The sequence below is a fragment of the Acidipropionibacterium timonense genome, assembly GCF_900605005.1.
Classification (GTDB): domain Bacteria; phylum Actinomycetota; class Actinomycetes; order Propionibacteriales; family Propionibacteriaceae; genus Cutibacterium; species Cutibacterium timonense.
The window spans coordinates 1,619,390-1,636,775 of the sequence record NZ_LR027558.1; the positions used below are offsets into that span (position 1 = coordinate 1,619,390).

Annotated in this window: 15 protein-coding genes; 13 read left to right on the forward strand and 2 right to left on the reverse strand. The window is 68.6% G+C overall.

All coding sequences use genetic code 11. The features are described from left to right. The first annotated feature begins 105 nt into the window (after positions 1-105). From E0E30_RS07600 to E0E30_RS07635, 8 genes are all read left to right on the forward strand, one after another. Positions 106-1,209: a sugar ABC transporter substrate-binding protein gene (locus tag E0E30_RS07600; protein ID WP_210115874.1), complete on the forward strand. Its 1,104-nt coding sequence runs from the start codon at positions 106-108 to the stop codon at positions 1,207-1,209. 186 nt (positions 1,210-1,395) lie between these two features. Continuing rightward, positions 1,396-3,000 carry an ABC transporter permease subunit gene (locus E0E30_RS07605; protein WP_130865786.1) on the forward strand — a complete coding sequence of 535 codons (1,605 nt, stop codon included), beginning with the start codon at positions 1,396-1,398 and terminating at the stop codon, positions 2,998-3,000. Next, the gene (locus E0E30_RS07610; RefSeq protein ID WP_130865787.1) at positions 3,000-3,905 is read left to right on the forward strand and encodes a sugar ABC transporter permease; all 906 of its coding nucleotides are present in this window, start codon (positions 3,000-3,002) and stop codon (positions 3,903-3,905) included. The genes E0E30_RS07605 and E0E30_RS07610 overlap by 1 nt, the downstream gene beginning before the upstream one ends. A gap of 60 nt (positions 3,906-3,965) precedes the next feature. Next, positions 3,966-4,982, forward strand: coding sequence for a LacI family DNA-binding transcriptional regulator (locus E0E30_RS07615; RefSeq protein WP_130865788.1), 1,017 nt, complete (start codon positions 3,966-3,968; stop codon positions 4,980-4,982). Between the two features lie 339 nt (positions 4,983-5,321). Next, positions 5,322-7,847, forward strand: a complete 2,526-nt coding sequence (locus E0E30_RS07620) for a sodium-translocating pyrophosphatase (RefSeq protein ID WP_210115875.1) — start codon at positions 5,322-5,324, stop codon at positions 7,845-7,847. Positions 7,848-8,027: 180 nt separating this feature from the next. Next, positions 8,028-8,738, forward strand: coding sequence for an ABC transporter ATP-binding protein (locus E0E30_RS07625; protein WP_411914025.1), 711 nt, complete (start codon positions 8,028-8,030; stop codon positions 8,736-8,738). Between the two features lies 1 nt (position 8,739). Then, on the forward strand, positions 8,740-9,501 hold the full coding sequence (locus E0E30_RS07630; protein WP_130865791.1) for an ABC transporter permease: 762 nt from the start codon (positions 8,740-8,742) through the stop codon (positions 9,499-9,501). After that, positions 9,498-10,373 carry a COX15/CtaA family protein gene (locus tag E0E30_RS07635; RefSeq protein WP_411914026.1) on the forward strand — a complete coding sequence of 292 codons (876 nt, stop codon included), beginning with the start codon at positions 9,498-9,500 and terminating at the stop codon, positions 10,371-10,373. Before E0E30_RS07630 ends, E0E30_RS07635 begins: the two co-directional genes overlap by 4 nt. A gap of 95 nt (positions 10,374-10,468) precedes the next feature. On the opposite strand, the gene E0E30_RS07640 is transcribed toward E0E30_RS07635, so the two are convergent. Continuing rightward, positions 10,469-11,440, reverse strand: coding sequence for a heme o synthase (locus E0E30_RS07640; RefSeq protein WP_130865793.1), 972 nt, complete (start codon positions 11,438-11,440; stop codon positions 10,469-10,471). Positions 11,441-11,617: 177 nt separating this feature from the next. Here E0E30_RS07640 and pgl point away from each other — a divergent pair, with 177 nt between their 5' ends. From pgl to E0E30_RS07655, 3 genes are all read left to right on the forward strand, one after another. Continuing rightward, positions 11,618-12,352 (forward strand): 6-phosphogluconolactonase, encoded by a 735-nt coding sequence (gene pgl / locus E0E30_RS07645; RefSeq protein ID WP_130865794.1) that lies wholly within the window; start codon positions 11,618-11,620, stop codon positions 12,350-12,352. Positions 12,353-12,414: 62 nt separating this feature from the next. Beyond that, positions 12,415-12,972, forward strand: a complete 558-nt coding sequence (locus tag E0E30_RS07650) for a DoxX family protein (protein ID WP_130865795.1) — start codon at positions 12,415-12,417, stop codon at positions 12,970-12,972. Between the two features lie 28 nt (positions 12,973-13,000). Continuing rightward, positions 13,001-13,792 carry a DsbA family protein gene (locus E0E30_RS07655; protein ID WP_130865796.1) on the forward strand — a complete coding sequence of 264 codons (792 nt, stop codon included), beginning with the start codon at positions 13,001-13,003 and terminating at the stop codon, positions 13,790-13,792. Between the two features lie 23 nt (positions 13,793-13,815). On the opposite strand, the gene E0E30_RS13635 is transcribed toward E0E30_RS07655, so the two are convergent. Beyond that, positions 13,816-13,992 carry a hypothetical protein gene (locus tag E0E30_RS13635; protein ID WP_245306546.1) on the reverse strand — a complete coding sequence of 59 codons (177 nt, stop codon included), beginning with the start codon at positions 13,990-13,992 and terminating at the stop codon, positions 13,816-13,818. A gap of 45 nt (positions 13,993-14,037) precedes the next feature. On the opposite strand from E0E30_RS13635, the gene E0E30_RS07660 reads away from it, so the two are divergent. Together E0E30_RS07660 and valS are read left to right on the forward strand one after the other, a co-directional pair. Continuing rightward, on the forward strand, positions 14,038-14,616 hold the full coding sequence (locus tag E0E30_RS07660; protein ID WP_245306667.1) for a DsbA family protein: 579 nt from the start codon (positions 14,038-14,040) through the stop codon (positions 14,614-14,616). A 40-nt stretch (positions 14,617-14,656) separates the two neighbouring features. Further along, positions 14,657-17,254, forward strand: coding sequence for a valine--tRNA ligase (gene valS / locus E0E30_RS07665; RefSeq protein ID WP_130865797.1), 2,598 nt, complete (start codon positions 14,657-14,659; stop codon positions 17,252-17,254). The last annotated feature ends 132 nt before the right edge of the window (positions 17,255-17,386 follow it).

Below are 17,386 nucleotides of genomic sequence, written 5' to 3' on the forward strand. Positions count from 1 at the left end.
GGCGGCTCGAGCAGCTCCACCGGCTCCTCCGCCTCCGCTTCCACCGCTGCCTCCTCGGCCACCTCCGCCGCCTCGTCGGCCGCCGCCGACGCCGGCTCGATCCTCGTGTGGACCGACTCCAACCGCGAGCCCGTCCTGCGCAAGGTCGCCGCCCAGTTCAAGCAGGACACCGGCGTCACCGTCAACCTCGCCGTCAAGGACTTCGCCAAGATCCCCGACGACTTCATCACCCAGGTGCCGACGGGCAAGGGCCCCGACGCCGCCATCGCCGCCCACGACGGCACCGGCCGCATGGTCCAGAACGGCGTCGTCGCCCCGCTCGAGCTCGGTGACACCTCCGCCTTCCAGAACGTCGCCATCCAGGCCTTCACCGTCAACGGCAAGATCTACGGCGTCCCCTACGCCACCGAGAACATCGCCCTGGTGCGCAACACCAAGCTCGTCAAGGAGGCCCCCAAGACCTTCGACGAGATGATCGAGATGGGCAAGAAGTCCGGCGCCAAGTACCCGTTCGTCGTCGGCATCGACCCCAAGAACGCCGACCCGTACCACCTGTACCCCTTCCAGGCGTCCTTCGGTGCGGCCGTCTTCGCGATGACCGACAAGGGCTTCGACTCCTCGAAGCTCACCATGGGCGGGGCGAACGGTGACAAGTTCGCCGCCTGGCTGCTCGCCCAGGGCAAGGCCAAGACCCTCAACCTCAACATCTCCCAGGACATCTCCAAGGACCTCTTCTCCAAGGGGCAGGCCGCGTTCATCGTCACCGGTCCGTGGAACATCGACGCCTTCAAGAAGGCCGGCATCTCCTACGAGATCTCCGCCGTGCCGTCCGCCGGCGGCCAGGACGCCACCCCGTTCGTCGGTGTCCAGGGCTTCTGGATGAGCGCCAAGGCCAAGAACCCCGTCGCCACGCAGAAGTTCCTCGTCGAGTATCTGGGCAACGAGAGCGTCCAGACCGAGCTGTTCAAGGTCGGCAACCGCGCCCCCGCCAACAAGAAGGCCTTCGAGGCCGCCAAGTCCGACAAGGACGTCGCCGCCTTCGGTGCCGTGGGCGAGAAGGCCGTCCCGATGCCGAACATCCCGGCCATGGGCTCGGTGTGGGCCGACTGGGGCACCGCCGAGGCCCAGCTCATCGGTGGCAAGGCGACCGACGCCACCGCCACTTGGGAGAAGATGGTCAAGACCATCGACGGCAAGATCAAGGGCTGATCCGCTCGACCGGTCGTCGGTCCGCCGGCCCGATCACGTCACCGTGATCCGTGCCGACGGCTGACCACCACCATCGGGGCCCCGTCGTCATCGACTCGGCGGGGCCCCGCCCCCAGATCCCCTCCACCCCCCACACCCAGCTGTCGGCAGCGACGCCGTCGACCGTTCCCCGGGAGTCCCCTCATCATGTCCTCACCTGTTCCCTCGAGCAGCGCGGACCGCGAGAAGCGGGTCGCGCGAGCCAGCGCCTCCTATTCCGGGTCGCTGACGGCCTGGATCGTCAAGATCGCCCTCCTCGGGCTGCTCGACGCCGTCGCCGTCTACGGCGTCATCGTCGCCATCGCCCACCACTCGTGGTGGATGGCAGCCGGCATCGCTGCCGTGGCCGTCGTCATCACGATCATCTACCTGCCGCCGAACCGCATGCTGCCGGCCAAGTATCTGGCCCCGGGCATCGTCTTCATGCTCATCTTCTCGCTCGGCGTCATGGCCTACACGGTCTACGTCGGGTTCACCAACTACGGTGACGGCCACAACGGATCCCGTGACGATGCCATCGCCGCCATCCAGTCCGACAACCAGGTGCGCGCGACCGACAGCCCGACCTATTCCTCGGCCGTCGCGACCAAGGACGGCAAGCTCGCCCTCATCATCGTCGACCCGACGACCAGGAAGGTCGAGGCCGGCACCGCGGACGAACCCCTCAAGGAGATCCAGGGAGCTCAGACGAACTCCCTGGGAGCGGTGACCTCCGCTCCCGGCTACCAAGTGCTCTCCTTCGCCGAGGTCTCCAAGCGGGGCGACGAGATCGCCAAGCTCAAGGTGCAGTTCTCCGACAACATCGCCGACGGTTTCGTGCGCACGACGACCGGCTCCCAGGCCTTCCGCTTCGTCTCGACGATGAAGTACGACGCCGCAGCCGGCACGATGACCGATTCCAAGGGCACCGTCTACAAGGACAACGGGCGCGGCAACTTCGTCTCCAGCTCCGGCAAGGTGCTCGAGCCCGGGTGGAAGGTCAACGTCGGCCTGTCGAACTTCCAGCGGGCCTTCACCCAGTCCGACATCCGCAGCCCCTTCCTGCGCGTCACCGCCTGGACCTTCGCCTTCGCGATCCTCTCGGTCCTCACGACCTTCGCCCTGGGACTTGCCCTGGCCCTGCTCTTCAACGACACCACGATGAAGGGCCAGAAGATCTACCGCATCCTCATGCTGCTGCCGTACGCCTTCCCCGGGTTCCTCTCGGCCCTGGTGTGGAGCGGCATGTTCAACCAGGAGTTCGGCTTCATCAACCAGGTCTTTTTCGGTGGGGCGTCCATCCCCTGGCTCACCAACCCGACCATGGCCAAGCTCGCCGTGCTCATCGTCAACCTGTGGCTGGGCTTCCCCTACATGTTCATCGTCTCGACCGGCGCGCTCCAGTCCATCCCCTCGGACATCCTCGAGGCGGCGAGCATCGACGGCGCCTCCGGTTGGCGCATCTTCAGCAAGATCAAGCTGCCCCTGCTCATGGTGCCGCTGGCCCCGCTGCTCATCAGCTCCTTCGCCTTCAACTTCAACAACTTCACCCTCATCTACATGCTCACCCAGGGCGGACCCCGGTTCACCGACACGAGCCTGGACGTCGGCTCCACCGACATCCTCATCTCCATGGTGTACAAGGTCGCCTTCGGCGGAGCCGGGCGTGACTACGGTCTGGCGAGCGCCTTCTCCGTCCTCATCTTCATCATCGTCGGTGTGTTCGCCTGGCTCGGCTTCCGCCAGACCAAGGCTCTCGAGGAGGTCAACTGATGAGCACCGCATCCATCTCCGAGGCCGTCGCCCACGCCAACCGCAAGACACCCCTGGCCAAGCGACTGGCCAGCCAATGGTGGCGTCACCTGCTGGGGATCATCGCCGTCGTCTTCGCGGCCTTCCCCATCGTCTACATCCTCTCGGCATCGTTGGCCTCCGGCGGCACCCTCACCGGATCCAACAAGCTCTTCTCGTCGGTCGACCTGGGCAATTACAGCCAGCTGCTGTCCGACCCGGTGCGCCCCTACGGAAAGTGGTACCTCAACACCGTCATCATCGCCCTGGTGTGCGCGGTGGCCACCGTCTTCCTCGGCGCCCTGGCCGCGTACTCCTTCTCACGGATGCGCTTCAAGGGCCGCCGTGGCGGTCTGCTCGCCCTCATGCTCATCCAGATGTTCCCGCAGATGCTCACCGTCGTGGCGATCTTCCTGCTGCTCACCTGGCTCGGTGACGTCTACCCGGTGCTCGGCGTCGGCTCGCGCACCGCGCTCATCATGGTCTACCTGGGTGGTGCCCTCGGGGCGAACACGTACCTCATGTACGGCTTCTTCAACACCGTCCCGGCCTCCCTCGACGAGGCGGCCAGGGTGGACGGCGCCGGTCACGCGAGGATCTTCTTCACGATCATCCTGCCGCTCGTCGCCCCGATCCTCGCGGTCGTCGGCCTGCTGAGCTTCATCGGGACGTTCACCGAGTACGTCGTCGCCTCGGTCATCCTCGGCGCCGACCCGAACACCGAGACCCTGGCGGTGGGCCTGTACCAGTACGTCTCGACCGAGACGAGTTCGAACTGGGGGGTCTTCGCGGCGGGCGCCGTCCTGGCGGCCCTGCCCCCGATGATCCTCTTCCTCTGGCTCCAGAAGTACATCGTCTCCGGTCTGACCGGCGGCGCCGTCAAGTGATCGCGGGTCGGGGGTGGTCCCCATCCACCCCCGACCCGTCCTCGGAAGGAGGACGAAGCCATGAACGGCCCCACACTGGCCGACATCGCCAACCAGGCGGGTGTGAGCCAGGCCACCGTCTCGCGCGTCCTCAATGCGCGTCCAGGAGTCTCCGAGTCGACACGACAGTCGGTCCTCACCGCCCTCGACGTCCTGGGCTACCAGCGTCCGTCCCACCTGCAACCGGTGACGACCGGCATGATCGGCCTCATCGTCCCCGAGCTGACGAACCCGATCTTCGCCCAGCACGCCCAGGTGGTCGAGACCACCCTGGCCCGCGAGGGGTACGCCACCGTCGTGTGCACCCAGGCCCCCGGCGGGATGCGTGAGAGCGACTACATCAGCCTGCTGCGTTCGCGTCAGGCCGCCGGGATCATCGTCATCTCCGGGTCCCACGCCGACACCAGCGCCGAGATGTCGACCTACCTCGAGCTCGTCGACGTCGGGCTGCCGCTCGTCCTCGTCAACGGCTTCGCACCGAGCGTCCCGGTCCCCTCCATCAGCGACGACGACGTCTCCGCGGTCGAGCAGGCCGTCGGGCACCTCATCGCCCTCGGTCACCGACGTCTCGGCCTGGCCACCGGGCCGGAGCGCTACGTGCCGGTGCAACGCAAGGAGCAGGCCTTCCTCGAGGCCATGGAACGTCGGCTGGGCGACGAGGGCATCGGCCTGGTGAGCCACTCGATCTACTCCATCGACGGTGGTTCGCGGGCGGCGATCGATCTGCTGGCCGGCGGGGTGACAGGCATCCTCTGCGCCTCCGACCTCATGGCACTGGGAGCCATCCGGGCCATCCGCGCCCAGGGACTCACCGTGCCCGGGGACGTCTCGGTCATCGGCTGTGACGACTCCGCCCTCGTGCGCTTCGCCAATCCCGCCCTGACGACCCTGCACCAGAACGTCGACCTCATCGGCGCCCTGGCGGTCTCGGCGATGCTGGCACAGATCCGGGGGGACCAGCCCTCCCTCACCGAGCGGCTCGTCCGCCCCGAACTCGTCATCCGGTCGACGACCGCCCCGCCTCCGGGGAGGTCCTGAGACCAGTCGGGGTGACCACCCCCACGGGTCGGGACGGCCCGGCCGCCCTCATCACGTCGATGCGCTCACGCCGTTGAGCGCATCGACGCCGTTTTTGTGGGCTTGGCCACATCGAGGACCCTGACCGCTGACATCGTCACCGCGGGCGCATAGCGTGGACCTGTCACCTCCTCTGTCGGGTGGTGGCAAGTACCGCGCGCAGTCGCGCGGACCGACCGACGACGTCACGGCGTCCCGGCCGGGAGTGCTCGAGGAAGAGGACACAACGTGAACGGCACAGCGGCCGCATCTTGCGGCACCACCTCGTCCGGTGACCCGGGCAGGTCCCGGTCCAGACATCTGCTCACCCCTGCCCTGGTCGTCGTCCTGACCCTGCTCGCCGGGTGCGGGACGACCGGATCGGGCTCGACCGGTGGCGGCGAGGCCAACCTCAAGTTGCCGCCCCTCAACGAGAAGGTCGGCTCGATGTCGGGCACGACCCTGCTGTGGATCGGCCTGGTCGTCTGCATCCTCGGGCTGCTCTTCGGTCTGCTGAGCTACTCCAAGCTGCACAAGCTGCCCGTCCACGAGTCCATGCGCGAGGTCTCCGAACTCATCTACGCCACCTGCAAGACCTACCTCAAGCAGCAGGCGAAGTTCCTCATGCTCCTGTGGGCCTTCATCGCCGCCGTCATCCTCGTGTACTTCCTGTTCCTGGAGCACATGGGGGCGAAGGTCCTCATCATCCTCCTGTTCAGCCTCATCGGGATGGCCGGGTCCTTCGGAGTGGCTTGGTACGGCATCCGCGTCAACACCTTCGCCAACTCGCGCACCGCCCACGCCTCCCTGCGTGGCAGCCCCTACGAGTGCTTCGACATCCCCATGCGTTCGGGCATGAGCATCGGCATGGTCCTCATCAGCGTCGAGCTGTTCATGATGCTGCTCATCATGCTGCTCCTGCCAGGTGACCTGGCCGGCCCCTGCTTCATCGGCTTCGCCATCGGCGAGTCCCTCGGCGCGGCCTGCCTGCGCATCGCCGGCGGCATCTTCACCAAGATCGCCGACGTCGGCGCCGACCTCATGAAGATCGCCTTCCACATCAAGGAGGACGACGCCCGCAACCCCGGCGTCATCGCCGACTGCACCGGCGACAACGCCGGGGACTCGGTGGGCCCGTCGGCCGACGGGTTCGAGACCTACGGCGTCACCGGCGTCGCCCTCATCACCTTCGTCCTGGGCGCCGTCCCGAACCAGTCCGAACAGGTCCAGCTGCTCGTGTGGATCTTCGTCGTGCGCGTCGTCATGCTCGTGGCGAGCTTCCTGTCGTACCTGCTCAACTCGGCCATCGCCAAGGCCAGGTACGGCCAGGTCGCCGAGTTCGACTTCGAGAAGCCGCTCACCAGCCTGGTGTGGATCACCTCGATCATGTCGATCCTCCTCACCACCGTCACGACGTGGTGGATGCTCGGATCGATGGGTGACGGCTCGATGTGGTGGAAGCTGTCGATCATCATCTCCTGCGGCACCCTCGCCGGTGCCCTCATCCCCGAACTCGTCAAGGCCTTCACCTCGACGAACTCCCGTCACGTCCGCGAGGTCGTCACCAGCGCCAAGGAGGGCGGGGCCTCCCTCGACATCCTCTCGGGTCTGGTCGCCGGCAACTTCTCCGGTTACTGGCTCGGCGTCGTCATCGTCGGCCTCATGGGGGTCTCCTTCCTCGTCGCGGGCACCGGCTCGGGGCTGGGCGACATGGGCGCCATGAGCGACGTCAAGTGGGCCGTCTTCGCCTTCGGCCTCGTGGCCTTCGGATTCCTCGGCATGGGCGCGGTGACGATCGCCGTCGACTCCTACGGGCCGGTCACCGACAACGCGCAGAGCGTCTACGAGCTGTCGACCATCGAGGATCTGCCCGGTATCGACGAGGAGGTCGAGAAGACCTTCGGGTTCCAGCCGAAGTGGGATGTCGCCAAGCACTTCCTCGAGATGCAGGACGGTGCCGGCAACACCTTCAAGGCCACCGCGAAGCCGGTGCTCATCGGAACGGCCGTCGTCGGTGCGACGACGATGATCTTCTCCATCGTCATGATGCTCACCAATGGCATGCAGAATGCCGCCGAGGTGGCCAAGCTCGGCCTCACCCATGCCCCCTTCCTCCTCGGCCTCATCACCGGCGGCGCCGTCATCTACTGGTTCTCCGGGGCCTCGATGCAGGCGGTCTCGACCGGCGCCTACCGGGCGGTCGAGTTCATCAAGGGCAACATGAAGCTCGACGCCAACGCGACGAAGGCCTCCACCGAGGACTCGAAGAAGGTCGTCCAGATCTGCACCGAGTACGCCCAGAAGGGCATGCTCAACATCTTCCTCGGGGTGTTCTTCTCGGCCCTGGCCTTCGCCTTCCTCGATCCCTTCTTCTTCATCGGCTACCTCATCTCGATCGCCGTCTTCGGTCTGTACCAGGCGATCTTCATGGCCAATGCCGGTGGGGCCTGGGACAACGCCAAGAAGATCGTCGAGGTCGACCTCGACGCCAAGGGCACTCCCCTCCACGACGCCTCGGTCGTCGGCGACACCGTGGGCGACCCCTTCAAGGACACCTCCTCGGTGGCCCTCAACCCGGTCATCAAGTTCACGACCCTCTTCGGTCTGCTGGCCGTCGAGTTGGCCGTGTCGCTGGGCGCCGGAATGCTCACGCACCTCCTGGCGGCGGTGTTCTTCCTCATCAGCGCCTACTTCGTGTACCGCTCGTTCTACGGCATGAGGATCCACTCGGGTCACGACGACCTGGGCAGCCTCGCCCTCGACGAGGGCACCGAGGTGCCGGGTTGGGACGACGACGGACCCCTGGTCAAGGAGGCCGGCACTCCCGATCCGGACCGCCGCGCCTGAGCCGACCGGGGTGCGCCGAGTCCCACCGGCCCGGCGCACCCCGCCACCTCGATCCATCCTGACCCCGCCGCCCCTGACCGCATGGCCCCACCCCGTGATCCCCCCTCATGGGGCACAGCCAGCGGACAGGGGCGCCGTCGCGTCCGGAGACCTACACTTGCCCCCGTGCCGCAGTCCGCTCTGGTCCTGGAGGACCTCCACGTCTCGTTCGGTGCCGTGACGGCACTGGACGGACTGACCCTGTCCGCCGCGCGTGGTGCCGTCACCGCCGTCCTGGGCCCCAACGGGGCCGGCAAGACGACGATGATGCGCTGCTGCACCGGTCTCATCCGGCCGGGACGGGGACGCATCGAGGTGCTCGGCCACGCCCCCGGCAGCCCCGAGGCGGCCCAGGCCACCGGCCTCATGCCCCAGTCCTCGGGCGCCTGGAGCGGGATCCGCGCCGGCGAGTTGCTGCACTACATGGCGGGGCTGCACGCCGACCCCATCGACCCCGAACAGCTCATCGACGCCCTGGGCATCCGCTCCTTCGCCCGCACCACCTACCGGCGGCTGTCCGGCGGGCAGCAGCAGAGCGTCAACCTGGCGGCCGCGGTCATCGGCCGACCCGAGCTCGTCTTCCTCGACGAACCGACCGCCGGCATGGACCCGCACGCCCGTCACCACACCTGGGACGTCGTCGAGCAGCTTCGCACCGACGGCGTCTCGGTCGTGCTCACGACCCACGCCATGGACGAGGCGGAGCGCCTGGCCGACCACGTGTGGATCGTCGACGCCGGGCGGGTCGTCGTCGACGGCACCGTCGCCGAGCTCACCAGCGAGGGGAGCCTCGAGGACGTCTTCCTCGCCCACACGAGTGACCGGGCCGCCGGTCCGGTCGGGAGCCGCTGACATGACCACCCTTGACCTGCACCCCGCACCCCGGGCGGCGTCGCCGGCCCATCGCGTCTGGAACCATGGCCGCACCGAGGCCTCCCTCGTGCTGCGCAACGGCGAACAGGTCGTCCTGGCCCTCGTCGTGCCCATCGCCATCCTCGTCGCCGGACGCTACCTCGGCGGTCACGTCGACCTGCCGATCGGCGTCCTGGCCCCGTCCGTGCTCGCCCTGGCCATCTGGTCCACCTGCTTCACCTCCCAGGCCATCATGACCGGGTTCGAGCGACGCTACGGGGTGCTCGAGCGGCTGTGCGCCACTCCCCTGGGCCGCTCGGGGCTGCTGGCCGGCAAGTCCTTGGCCTATGCCCTCATCAGCGCCGGTCAGGTGATCGTCCTGGCCGTCATCGCGGTGGCGCTGGGGTGGCGCCCCCTCGGCTCGCCGATCGCCTGGCTGCCGGCGCTGCTGTCTGTCGTGCTCGCCATGATGACCTTCGGGCTGGCCGGGCTGGCCCTGGCCGGCTCCCTCAAGGCCGAGGTCACCCTGGGGCTGGCGAACCTCCTCTACCTCGTCGGCATGATCGCCGGGATCATGTGGCCGCTGCGCGACTATCCGAACGGGCTGCGTCAGGTCGTGGCCGTCCTGCCGACGACCGCCTTGGGCGAGTCCCTGCGGTCCTGGGGCATCGGGATGACCGCCTGGTGGCCCGTCGGCTCGCTGCTGTGCTGGGCCGCCGTACTCGCCCTCGTGGCCCGCAGGACCTTCCGGTGGGTGTCGTGACGACCCGGGCGCACCTGCGCGGCTGGGCCCTGGCCGCACTGTTCACCAACATGGCCCTCGTCGTCACCGGCGCCGTCGTCCGGCTCACCGGCTCGGGTCTGGGCTGCCCCACCTGGCCGCACTGTGCCCCGGGTTCCTTCGTACCCCGTCAGGCCATGGGCGTCCACTCGGCCGTCGAGTTCGGCAACCGGCTGCTCACCTTCGTCCTCCTCGTCGTCGCCGTCGGGGCGGTCGTCGCGGCCCATCGGTCGCGCGCAACCGGCCGGGTCCGGGCACTGGCGTGGATCAACCTCTCGTCGATCGTCCTCCAGGCGGTCATCGGCGGGATCAGCGTGCTCACCCACCTCAATCCCTTCGTCGTCGCCCTGCACCTGCTGGCCTCGGTGGGCATCATCCTCGTGTGCGTCAAGCTCGTCTGGCTCACCGGCGATCATCCGTGCGTCGAGGTCGACGGCCTCACCATGGGCGTGGTCCGGGCCACCGTGGCGGCCATGTGCGTCGTCATGTGGCTCGGGACGGTCGTCACCGGGTCGGGGCCCAATGCCGGTGACGGCGGCGCCAGCCGGACGGGGTTCGCCATCGAGACCGTCGCGCGGCTGCACGGCGTCTCGGCGTGGATCACGGTGCTCCTCACCGTCTGCTGCCTGGTCCTGGCGGTACGGCGACGGGTGCCCGTCCTGCGTCGCTGGGCCATCGCCCTGCTGTGCGTCGAGATCTACCAGGCCGTCGTCGGGTACGCCCAGTACTTCGCCCACCTCGATCCGTGGCTCGTCATCTGGCACATGCTCGGCATCGCCGTGGCCGCCGCGACCGTCGGCGCCCTCTGGTGCTCGGTGCGTCCGACGGTGTGGGGGCTGTCACCCCGCAGCTGATCGGCCCGTGCGGACCGGCCCTCGGTGTGGCCTTCTCCGGTCGGAACCAGGTCGGCCACGCCCGACCAGCCCCGGTCGGACCGGCTCGGCCCGCCTCACCCCAGGTGGACCAGGGGATCGATGGCGATGGCCAGGAAGAGCAGCGACAGGTACGTGTTCGTCCAGTGGAACAACCGCATCGGTTTGAGCAGCGCGTCACGCAGACCGGCGTCGGCACGACGCAGCAGGGCCACGGCCTCCCACAGGAGCACCGCCCCCGAGACCACCGCGACGACCCCGTAGATCCATCCCATCGACGCGACCGGCCACAGCGCCAGCGCGGTCGCCTCGGTGGCGACGCAGTACGCCAGGATCTGACGGGCCACGGCGGGGGCCTCCCGGACCACCGGGAGCATGGGGACCCCGGCAGCCTCGTAGTCGGTGCGATAGCGGAAGGACAGCGCCCAGGTGTGCGGCGGCGTCCACCAGAAGACGAGCAGGGCCAGCAGCAGCGGGGTCCAGGCCAGGTGCCCGGTGACGGCCGTCCAACCGATGACCGGCGGGAAACAGCCGGCGATGCCACCCCAGACCGTGTTCTGCCAGGTGCGTCGCTTGAGCACCATCGAGTAGACGAAGACGTAGAAGAGATTGGCCCCCACGGCCAGCCCGGCGGACAGCCAGTTCGTGAGCAGACCGAGGACGAGGGCCCCGGCCACTCCGAGGACGACGCCGAAGACGAGGGCGTCCCGGGTCGGCACCTGGTGACGGGGCAGCGGGCGACGCCGGGTGCGTCGCATCTTCTCGTCGATGTCCGCGTCGACGACGCAGTTGAAGACGTTGGCACTGGCCGCCTCGAGGAATCCCCCGACGAGGGTCGCCAGGGCGAGGACGAGATCGGGCAGACCGCGGGTCGCCAGGAACATCACCGGCAGGGTCGTCACCAGGAGAAGCTCGATGATCCGGGGCTTGGTGAGGGCGACATAGGCACCGATGACGTGACGGACATGGGTGCGGTCACCGGTCGACTCGGCGGTGCGGGTCCTCGGCGTGGTGGGGGCGTGCTCGGTCACGGCGTCCTTCGGGGTCAGCGGTCCCGGGCATTACCACACGACGCTCGTCGTCCTGCCTCGGGGTCCCCTGAAGTATAGGTAAACCGGCGAGGGCATGCTCGGGGGCGACGCCGTGCACCCGGCGTGGAATGATTCATCATGAAAGCACGCCGGCGATCCACCCGGGCGTGGAACCGGACCAAGGAGGACCTCGTCATGGCCACACCGCGTGTCATGCGGTACTCTTCGCCCGACGACCTCGCCGACGGGCTGGCCCACCGCCTCGTCCATGCGATCGTGCGCCGGCAGGACGACCAGCAGCGGATCGACCTGTGCGTGGCCGGGGGACGGATCGCCACCCGCGTCTACGAGGCCCTGGGGCGCGTCCCCGAGCGGCAGGCGGTCGACCCGGCGAAGCTGCACGTCTGGTGGGGTGATGACGCCTTCGTCCCGACCGGCAGGCCAGAGCGCAACTCCCAACGCACCCTGCCGTTGCTCACCGCCGCCTTCCACCTCGATCCCTCACGCACCCATCTCATGCCGACCGTCGACGGCAAGGCCGACCCCGACGAGGCCGCCTACGCCTACGCCCAGGAGCTCGGCGAGACGACCTTCGACCTGTGCCTGCTCGGGGTAGGACCCGACGGCGAGGTGGCCTCGCTCCACCCCGACCGGCCCTCCTTCTCCCCTGAGACGTCGGCCCTGGCGGTCGGCGTCACGGACTTCCCGGTGCCGCCCGCGGAGCGGATCTCGCTCACCCTGCCCGAGTTCAACCGGTCACGTCAGCTCTGGCTCGTCGCCTCGGGGGCCGAGAAGGCACAGGCCCTGGCGGAGGCCCTGTGCGGGTCGGTCCGCTCCCCCGCCGCCCTCGTCCACGGCACCGAGGAGACCTGCTGGTGGACCGACCAGGAGGCTGCGGCCGGGCTGCCGAGCTACAACTGCTCGCTCTGAGCCCGGCCCGCCGCCGGTCCCACCGGTCCCGGACCGTCCGAACCGCTGGGTACGATGGCGCCATGACCGCACCCACAGCGACGCCCGACCGGGAGGTCGTCGTCCACCGGCAGGCCCGACGTCCGCTGGACTGGATCGGGCTGCTGGCCCGGCTCGCCCTGGGGGTCACCCTCGTCGTCGCCGGGACCATCAAGGCCACGAACTTCGCCAACACCGTCCTGTCGGTGCGCGCCTACCGCATCCTGCCGTGGGACGTGGCCCCGGTCGTCGGCTACGCCATGCCGATCCTCGAGATCCTCGTCGGCCTGGCTCTCGTCGCCGGCCTGTGGACGCGCTGGTCGGCTCTCCTGGGCGCCCTGTCGATGGTCGTCTTCATCGCCGGCATCTCGTCGGCCTGGGCGCGCGGCATCAAGCTCGACTGTGGATGCTTCGGCACCGGCGGCCTCGTCGGCGAACCTTGGAGCACCGTCCGCGCCGGCTACCTGCGCGACATCCTGCGCGATCTCGGCCTCCTCGTCGCCGGTCTGTGGCTCGTCGTGCGGCCCCGCAGCCCGTTCTCCCTCGACTCGTGGATGGCCCCGCCCGTCCTCGACGACACCACCTCCCCGGACCCCTCCTGACCACCCTCGACCCTTGGAGCACCCCCCGATGAGCCAGTCCCAGTCGTCCCGACGCGCCGCCCTGCGAGCCCAGCAGCAGGCCCAGGAGACCGCCTCCCGACGCCGCAAGATCATCTCGGTCATCGCCGGGGTCGTGGCGGTCGCCGTCATCGCCGTCGTCGTCATCATCGCGATCACGAGGAACTCCGGTGACGGTTCCAGTGCGTCGAACCAGGTGACGCCGCCCAGTGCGGACGCCTCGACCGGCATCTACACCCTCAATGCCGACAAGGTCCGGGCCGGGGCGCCGACGGTCACGGTGTACGAGGACTACCAGTGCCCCATCTGCAAGGAGGCCGAGACCGCCTTCGGACCGTCCCTCGACGCCTTGTCGGCGAAGGGCCAGATCAAGCTCCAGTGGCGTACCCTCACCTTCCTCGACGACAACCTTCGCAATGACGCCTCCTACCGCGCCGCCATGGCTGCTGCCGCCGCCGACAAGGTCGGCAAGCTCGAGGCCTACCACAACGTCATCTACAAGAACCAGCCCACCCAGGAGGGTCAGGGCTACACCGACGAGCAGCTGCGCGTCGACTTCGCCAAGGACGCCGGGATCACCGGCAACGATCTGGTGACCTTCCAGAAGCTCTACGACTCCAAGGCGACCTCGAGCTTCGTCAAGAACGCCGCGTCGAAGGGTCTCGAGGAGGGCACGAAGCTCGACCCGCAGTTCGGCACCCCCTTCTTCACCGTCAACGGCAAGGCCTGGACCGGTTGGCGTCAGGTGACCAACCCCACCGAGAGCACCGTGCTGGCCGCCATCCAGGCCGCCGCGAAGTGACCCGGACCGGGTGTTGAATCTGCTCACATGACGACCTCGACGCCCTCCCGACGAGACCGCTTGCGCGCTGAGCAGGAGGCCCGGGCCGCCGCGGCCCGACGCCGTCGGGTCATCGGAGTGGGTGCCGGGGTCGTGGCCGTCCTCGTCGTCGTGGCCGTCGTCACCTGGGTCGTCGTCTCCCACTCGCGGCAGTCGTCCACCGGGCAGGCCGTCGACCCGCCGCCGGGCAGAGCTCGACGGGGGCGATCCGGGTCACCGGTACGGCAACGTCGGGCGCACCGACCGTCGTCGTCTACCAGGACTACCAGTGCCCCTACTGCAAGCTCGCCGAGACGGCCGTCGGGCCCGCCCTCAACGAACTCGCCGCCAGCGGTGACGTCGTCCTCGAGTACCGCACCCTGACCTTCCTCGACTCGGGCACGAACACCTCCTCGTACCGCGCCGCGATGGCCGCAGCCGCCGCCGACGTCGTCGGCCACTACCGCCAGTACCACGACACGGTCTTCGCCAACCAACCGGCCACCGAGGGAACCGGGTACACCGACACCCAGCTGCGCGTCGACTTCGCCCGCCAGGCCGGGATCTCCGGGCCCGACCTCGAACGGTTCCAGCGGCTCTACGACACCAAGGCCACCTCGGACTTCGTCCACTCCGCCGACGCCCGCTCCCAGAAGGACCTGGCCGGACTCATCGGCAAGCCGTCGACGCCGACGTTCACCCTCGACGGAAAGGTCTGGGAGGGCTGGGAACCCTGGGTCAACCGTGATGCGGTGGCCTCCGCGGCCGATCTGCTCAAGGTCATCAAGGCCGACGCCCACAAGTGAGGTTCACGTCGTCGGGGCGCCGTTCACTAGACTTCCGCCCATGACGTCACAGACCCACGACCAGATCGACGCGCCCCTTCGCGGCGTCGTGCCCGACAAGCCGGCCCTCGAGGGGCTCGAGGCCAAATGGGGCAAGGTCTGGGAGGACGAACAGCTCTACGCCTTCCATGCCGAGGAGGTCCGCTCCCGCGAGGCGGTCTTCTCCATCGACACCCCGCCGCCCACCGTCTCGGGACATCTGCACCCGGGTCACGTCTTCTCCTACACCCACACCGACACCATCGCCCGCTACCAGCGGATGAGGGGCAAGAAGGTCTTCTACCCCATGGGCTGGGACGACAACGGGCTGCCCACCGAGCGCCGCGTCCAGAACTTCTACGGGGTGCGGTGCGACCCGACGCTGCCCTACGACCCGCAGTTCGTGCCGCCGACCAAGCCTGATCCCAAGCACCAGGTGCCGATCAGCCGACGCAACTTCGTCGAGCTGTGCGTCCAGCTCACCGGGGTCGACGAGAAGACCTTCCAGGACCTGTGGCGGTCGGTCGGCCTGTCGGTCGACTGGAACCAGCTGTACACGACGATCTCCCCGGAGTCCCAGCGCATCGCCCAGCTCGCCTTCCTGCGCAATCTCTCCCGCGGCGAGGCCTACATGAACGACGCCCCCACCCTGTGGGACGTCACCTTCCAGACCGCCGTCGCCCAGGCCGAGCTCGAGGCCCGGGACTACCCCGGTGCGTACCACCGGCTGGCCTTCCACCGCACCGACGGCTCGGGCGATGTCTTCATCGAGACCACCCGACCCGAGCTGCTGGCCGCCTGCTGTGCCCTCATCGCCCACCCCGAGGACGAGCGCTACCAGCACCTCTTCGGCACCACCGTGACCACGCCGCTCTACGGCGTCGAGGTGCCGGTCCTGGCCCATCCGGCTGCCGAGATGGACAAGGGCGCCGGCATCGCCATGTGCTGCACCTTCGGTGACCTCACCGACGTCCAGTGGTGGCGCGAACTGCAGCTGCCCACCCGCACCATCATCGGCCGCGACGGTCGGATCCTGGCCGACACCCCCGAGTGGATCGTCAACCGCGAGGCCTACGCCGACATCGCCGGCAAGACGACCATCTCGGCCCGCAAGGCCGTCGTCGAGGCGGTCCGGGCCTCCGGCGAGATGGACGGTGAGCCCCAGGCGACCGAGCGCAAGGCGAACTTCTACGAGAAGGGCGACAAGCCACTGGAGATCATCGGTACCCGGCAGTGGTACATCCGCAACGGCGGGCGCGACGAGGACCTGCGCGCCGCCCTGCTGGAGCGCGGACGCGAGCTCGAGTGGGTGCCCGACCACATGCGGCACCGTTACGAGAACTGGGTCGAGGGACTCAACGGCGACTGGCTCATCAGCCGCCAGCGGTTCTTCGGCGTGCCCTTCCCGGTGTGGTACCCCCTGGACGACCAGGGTGAACCGGACTACGACCATCCCATCGTCCCCGCCGAGGACGCCCTGCCGGTCGACCCGGCGTCCCAGGCCCCGGCCGGGTTCGAGGAGTCCCAGCGCGGTCGGGCCGGCGGGTTCATCGGCGACCCGGACGTCATGGACACCTGGGCGACGAGTTCCCTCACCCCGCAGATCGTCACCGGCTGGGAGCGTGACGCCGACCTCTTCGCCAAGACCTTCCCCATGGACTTCGCCCCCGAGGCCCACGACATCATCCGTACCTGGGTGTTCTCGCGGATCGTCCGGGCTCATCTGGAGAACGGAGTCCTGCCGTGGCGGCGCGCGGCGATCTCCGGGTTCGTCACTGACCCGGACCGCAAGAAGATGAGCAAGTCCAAGGGCAACACGGTGGTCCCCACCGAGATCATCGACGAGTTCGGTGCCGACGCCGTCCGCTGGCGCGCCGCCATGGCCCGCCCCGGCATGGACTCCCCCTTCGACAAGGCCCAGATGAAGGTCGGACGCCGCCTGGCCATGAAGATCCTCAACGCCTCGAAGTTCGTCCTCGGTTTCGGCGAGGGCGGCGAGCTCACCGCCGTGACGAACCCGGCCGATCTGGCCATGCTCGCCCAACTGCGCCAGCTCGTCACGACGGCCACCGCGAGCTTCGACGAGTTCAACTACACCGCGGCCCTCGAGGCCTCCGAGCAGTACTTCTGGACCTTCTGCGACGACTACCTCGAGCTCGTCAAGGAGCGCGCCTACGACTCGGAGGGCACGGACCCGGCCGGTGCCGCCAGCGCCCGGACCGCGTTGCGGCTCGCCCTCGACGTGCTGCTGCGGCTCTTCGCGCCGTTCCTGCCCTTCGTCACCGAGGAGGTGTGGAGTTGGTGGAAGCCCGGTTCCGTGCACACCTCGGCCTGGCCGATGACCGAGGAACTGCCCAAGGTCGGGGACATCGAGCTGCTCACCGACGTGTCGGCGGCCCTCGTCGAGCTGCGCGGGGTGAAGTCGACCCACAAGGTGCCCATGCGCACGCCGATCCTCCACGCGAGCATCACCGCTCCCGCTCCAGTCATGGCCCATCTGCAGGCGGTGGAGTCGGACCTGGCCAAGGTGTCGAGGACCGAGAGGTTCACCTGGGTCGAGGGCGGGGAGGGCATCACCCTCGAGGCCGAGCTCGGAGAGGCACCCGCCAGGAAGCGCTGAGACCCGATCGGGTCGTCATCCCGGGGGTCGCTGCGGCCCTCGATGTCGTGAAATTCCCGTGAGCGCGGGTTTCCTCCCTTCGAGGGGAGGAAACCCGCGCTCACGGGATTTTTCTGACGCTGTCCCGGGCGT